2 protein-coding genes are annotated in these 4,354 nt (G+C 58.0%); both read left to right on the top strand.

The genetic code is table 11. The features are described from left to right. Window positions 1–161: 161 nt before the first annotated feature. Window positions 162–1,589, top strand: a complete 1,428-nt coding sequence (locus tag LL962_RS20620; RefSeq protein WP_228318256.1) for a sugar porter family MFS transporter — start codon at window positions 162–164, stop codon at window positions 1,587–1,589. A gap of 389 nt (window positions 1,590–1,978) precedes the next feature. Next, window positions 1,979–3,529, top strand: a complete 1,551-nt coding sequence (locus tag LL962_RS20615; RefSeq protein WP_228318255.1) for an MASE1 domain-containing protein — start codon at window positions 1,979–1,981, stop codon at window positions 3,527–3,529. Window positions 3,530–4,354 lie beyond the last annotated feature (825 nt).

Genomic DNA, 4,354 nt, shown 5'->3' with positions numbered 1-4,354 from the left:
CGGCAATGCGCCCACGCAGATCAGCGGCCGTCAGGAAGCCTACGAGAACCTGATCAATCAGTATCTGACGCGTTGATGTCCCGTGGCCGGCGGCGTCCTGCGTCGCCGGCCGATGGCGCCCACCCCCGTGGCCGCTCCCTTGCATGTTCCCAGGTGAACCCATGTCCAGTGTTTCCATTGACGGCGCCCCCGATGCCGGCGAGAACACCCGTTTCATCATACTGATCAGCTGTGTGGCCACGATCGGCGGCTTCCTGTTCGGCTTCGACAGCGGCGTGATCAATGGCACCGTCGATGGCCTGAAACAGACCTTCCAGTCCACCGCTGCCGAGACCGGCTTCGAGGTCGCTTCGATGCTGCTGGGCTGCGCCATCGGCGCATTCTTCGCCGGACGCCTGGCCGACCGCTGGGGTCGCCGTGCGGTCCTGATCATTTCCGCCGCGCTGTTCCTGCTGTCGGCCATCGGGGCCGGTGCCTCGCACAGCTCCGGCTTCTTCATCTTCGCCCGCGTGATGGGCGGCTTTGCGGTGGGCGCGGCGAGTGTCATCTCGCCGGCCTACATCGCCGAGGTCGCCTCCGCGCGCTATCGCGGCCGGCTGGCCACGATGCAGCAGATCGCCATCATCAGCGGGCTGTTCTGCGCATTTCTCAGCAATTACCTGCTGGCCAACGCCGCCGGCGCGTCCACCGAGCCGCTGTGGGCCGGGCAGGCCGCCTGGCGCTGGATGTTCTGGATGCAGGCGGTTCCCTCGATCCTGTTCCTGGTGTTGCTGCTGGTCATTCCGGAAAGCCCGCGCTATCTGGTGGTCAAAGGGCGCCGCGAGCAGGCACTGGTGGTGCTCAAGCGCCTGTACGGCAATGCCGCCGCGCAGACCAAGCTGAGCGAGATTGCGGCCTCGATGGCCGCCGATCAGCACAAGCCGAAGTTCTCGGACCTGATCAACAAGGCCACCGGCAAGATCCGCCCCATCGTCTGGATCGGCATCGGCCTGGCCGTGTTCCAGCAGCTGGTGGGCATCAACGTGGTGTTCTACTACGGCGCGGTGCTGTGGCAGGCGGTGGGCTTCTCCGAACAGGATGCGCTGCTGATCAACGTGCTCTCCGGCGGCCTGAGCATCGGCGCCTGTCTGGTCACGGTGATGCTGGTGGACAAGATCGGCCGCAAACCGCTGCTGTGGATCGGCTCGGCTGGCATGGCCGTCTCGCTCGCCCTGGTCACCTATGCGTTCGCCACGGCCTCGCTGGATCCCAACGGCAAGCTCGCCATGTCCGACTCCATGGGCATGCTGGCGCTGGTGGCCGCCAACGTCTATGTGGTGTTCTTCAATGCCTCCTGGGGCCCGGTGATGTGGGTGATGCTGGGTGAGATGTTCCCCAACCAGATCCGCGGCTCGGGCCTGGCCATCGCCGGCGCCGCGCAGTGGACCTCCAACTTCGCCATCACCGTCAGCTTCCCGATCCTGCTCGGCAGCATCGGCCTGGCCGGTGCCTACGGCATCTACACCGTCGCCGCCTTCATCTCGGTGTTCTTCGTACTCAAGTACGTCTACGAGACCAAGGGCAAGGAACTGGAGCAGATGGAGGGCTGATCCTGTCGGTTATGCCGATATCAGCATGGAAAACGAAGAAGGCCGCGCAATGCGCGGCTTTCTTTTTGGAATGCCTCCTCATGTCCAAGTCTTATGCACGCAGGCATAAGCGGCACCGGCAATGCGAGCCACGCGGCCAGGTCCGATTCGCCTGATCGCGTCAAGCGCTTGCGGATCCTCGATGAGATGCGTTACTTGGTGTTACCCTCGAACCCATGGTTCACCCATGCATGGGGCAGATGCACCAGCAAAGTGCAATACGTGTCGTTAAACGCACACGCTGTAGGTCGGGACGTGCAAGCCTTTATCGCAATGTGTGCGCCATCGCTATACTCCACCAAGCAGTTCCCTCCAGACTAGGAAGCATCGTGGAACCAAGGAGTGGTGGTATGGCGGTAGCCAAAGAAGTCCTCAGGGGCATGCTGATCAGCGTGTGCTACTGCTTGGCGTTTTTGTCGCTTTGGTATTGCTCAATCGACCAGTGGTATCTGCCGGTTGGCCTGCGTGTTGTCACCCTCTTATTCAGACCCTATCGCGAGTGGCCTTTCCTGTTGGCAGGTGATGCGGCAGCAATGCTTTGGCTGCGTGTTCCGCTCTCGCAGCACCAGGGATACGACGTGACCTGGGCGTACATAAGTCCACTTGTTCATGCCCCCATGATTGCGTTCGTCATCTGGTTGGCACGCCATTATGCGCGCAAGCTTTTTCAGCAGACTCCTTTCTTAATTCCATTCGCGATTGTCATTGGGTTTTTTAATTCGCTGTGGAGCATTGTCCTCAATGCCAGCCTTGGCGGGCCGAGCACGGACAAGGTCTTGGAATTCCTTGTTCGCTACTGGTTGGGAAGTTATCAGGGGATATTGATTTTCTTACTTCCGGCCATGTTGTGGTCGCCCCGAAAACGAGAGCCGGCGCGCATAGACCTGCCTCGAGATCTTGGACTGTCGGTTGTCGTCATTCTTGTCCTCTTTTATATACTAGGCTATACGCAGGAGCCGTTACTTCGGAAGATGCTGATGGCTGCCCTGATAGGCCCGGCAATTATCTTGACGCGTCGTCACGGGTGGACGGGGACCGCTCTCGGGACGCTGCTTGCGAATTTCGCGTTAGCAATAACTTTGCCAAAGACATATGAGATTGGTTATTACAATTCTGGCCTTTTTGAGGTTCAAATCTTTCATGTCTTCGTTAGTACTTTGTTATTCGTTTTTGGTGTGCGGTTCGTAAGGCCGTTTAACCGATTTGACGCTATCGGGCGAATTAAGGCGGATGCTCAAAAGGCCATTCAAGCTAGTTATCTCGCGGCTGAGCGGACATTGCGGGATCGGGTCGTGGAATACTCTGATATCAACGTCCAGATGAATAGGATGCGGAAATCGGTTATAGCAGATCTTCGTGAGCGTGGTCACCATGCTGCAGCAATGGAGATAACGCGCGTGGCAGTTCTGGAGTCGCAGCTTCTGCATGAATATGTTGCGGCGTTATATCCATTGGAGATTGAAACGCATGGCCTGTTTCGAACGCTGCGTTCGGCTGCGTTTGAGAGATTGAATTCCACCAAGCTCGACTGTCTAATGCAAGGGGATTGTCAGCAGCTCTCCCTTGGGCTGCAGCTTGCAGCTTATCGTTGCACACTCAACGCGTTGGAACTTCTGCCTGCGTCCAGCAAGCATTTTATCCACGCGCGTGTCTGGCGCGGTCGAGGGGGGCAGGGGGTCGTCATGAGAGTTTTTGCCGATACTTCTTTGGTGGATTCCGTGCGGCGTGAATCCCCTGAAGATGAACATGAATTTCGGGCCCGGCTTAAGTCGCATGGCGGCTTGTTTCGTCGCCGCCATGCGTTAGTACTTACTTTCCTCGTGTCCGAGACAGCCGTTGTTACCGCGTCGGGGAAATCTTCCAGCGTTCCACGTTGGCTTGCCGCTCGACACGCACGGTAAAGTGTGCGGTCTGGTATACCATTTTTGCGCTAGGTCCTAGCTCAGCTGGAGACGTCGTCGACGAACTTGCCCAAATCGTGTTGGCTGCAGGTACTATGACGCGATCGGCGTCCTTGCCCATTGGCAGTACCCAGAGCGCATTATCAACGCGTGCGACCACTGCCCTAACTTCCCCGGCGACGTCGTTGATTTGCAGATATGTCACGCCGTCACGTTGGAATTCGTAGATCGACCAAGCGGGATCTAGGGTGAGGTTGGCAGCTGCTGGGCTACGTCCCCCCAGCCCCATTGTTGCTTGGGCACCTACACCACCTGCACAGCATCCGCCAGTTTGAGCCGAGACTTGGCCTGCCATCAAAGCGCAGGCGAGGATACACATAACCTTCAACGTATTTGCTTTAACTTCCATGGGTTTCGCCTTCCCCTGCTAGGGGCGATTTTGCCTGCGATTCAGGCTTGCTTACGTTACGTCCATAAAGTAGACGAGTGGTGGCTTTCACTCGAAAATTGCTGGCAGTGACTCGTCTCGTACCGTCCATGCTTGAGAGGGACCGGCTCCGCCTCTTGAGTTGTAGCTAATTTCGTACATCCGTTTTGCCAATGGAAGACAAGCAAAGTCAGGTGCTTGACCCTCTGCCTACTGTGTAGCGCGGGTATCAACGAAGGTTGCATCGATCTCTGCCTGCAGAACAGCAGGCGGCAAGTGTTAGAAGCTTTGAACGGCCCCGGGAACCCCGGAGGCTCCATAACTTGAGAAGATGGAGCCATGAGCAGAGCAAGCAAGTTTTCCCCCGAGGTCCGGGAGCGGTCGGTGAAGATGGTGCT

Source organism: Xanthomonas sp. NCPPB 1067, assembly GCF_020783795.1.
Taxonomy (GTDB): Bacteria; Pseudomonadota; Gammaproteobacteria; order Xanthomonadales; family Xanthomonadaceae; genus Xanthomonas; species Xanthomonas melonis.
The sequence above is the reverse complement of the archived record's forward strand: the minus strand, read 5'-3'. Positions and strand labels throughout refer to the sequence as shown.

What these genes read in the sequence shown, in the direction of transcription:
- LL962_RS20620 (WP_228318256.1), top strand. Translation starts at nt 162, where the DNA reads ATGTCCAGTGTTTCCATTGACGGCGCCCCCGATGCCGGCGAGAACACC.
- LL962_RS20615 (WP_228318255.1), top strand. Translation starts at nt 1,979, where the DNA reads ATGGCGGTAGCCAAAGAAGTCCTCAGGGGCATGCTGATCAGCGTGTGC.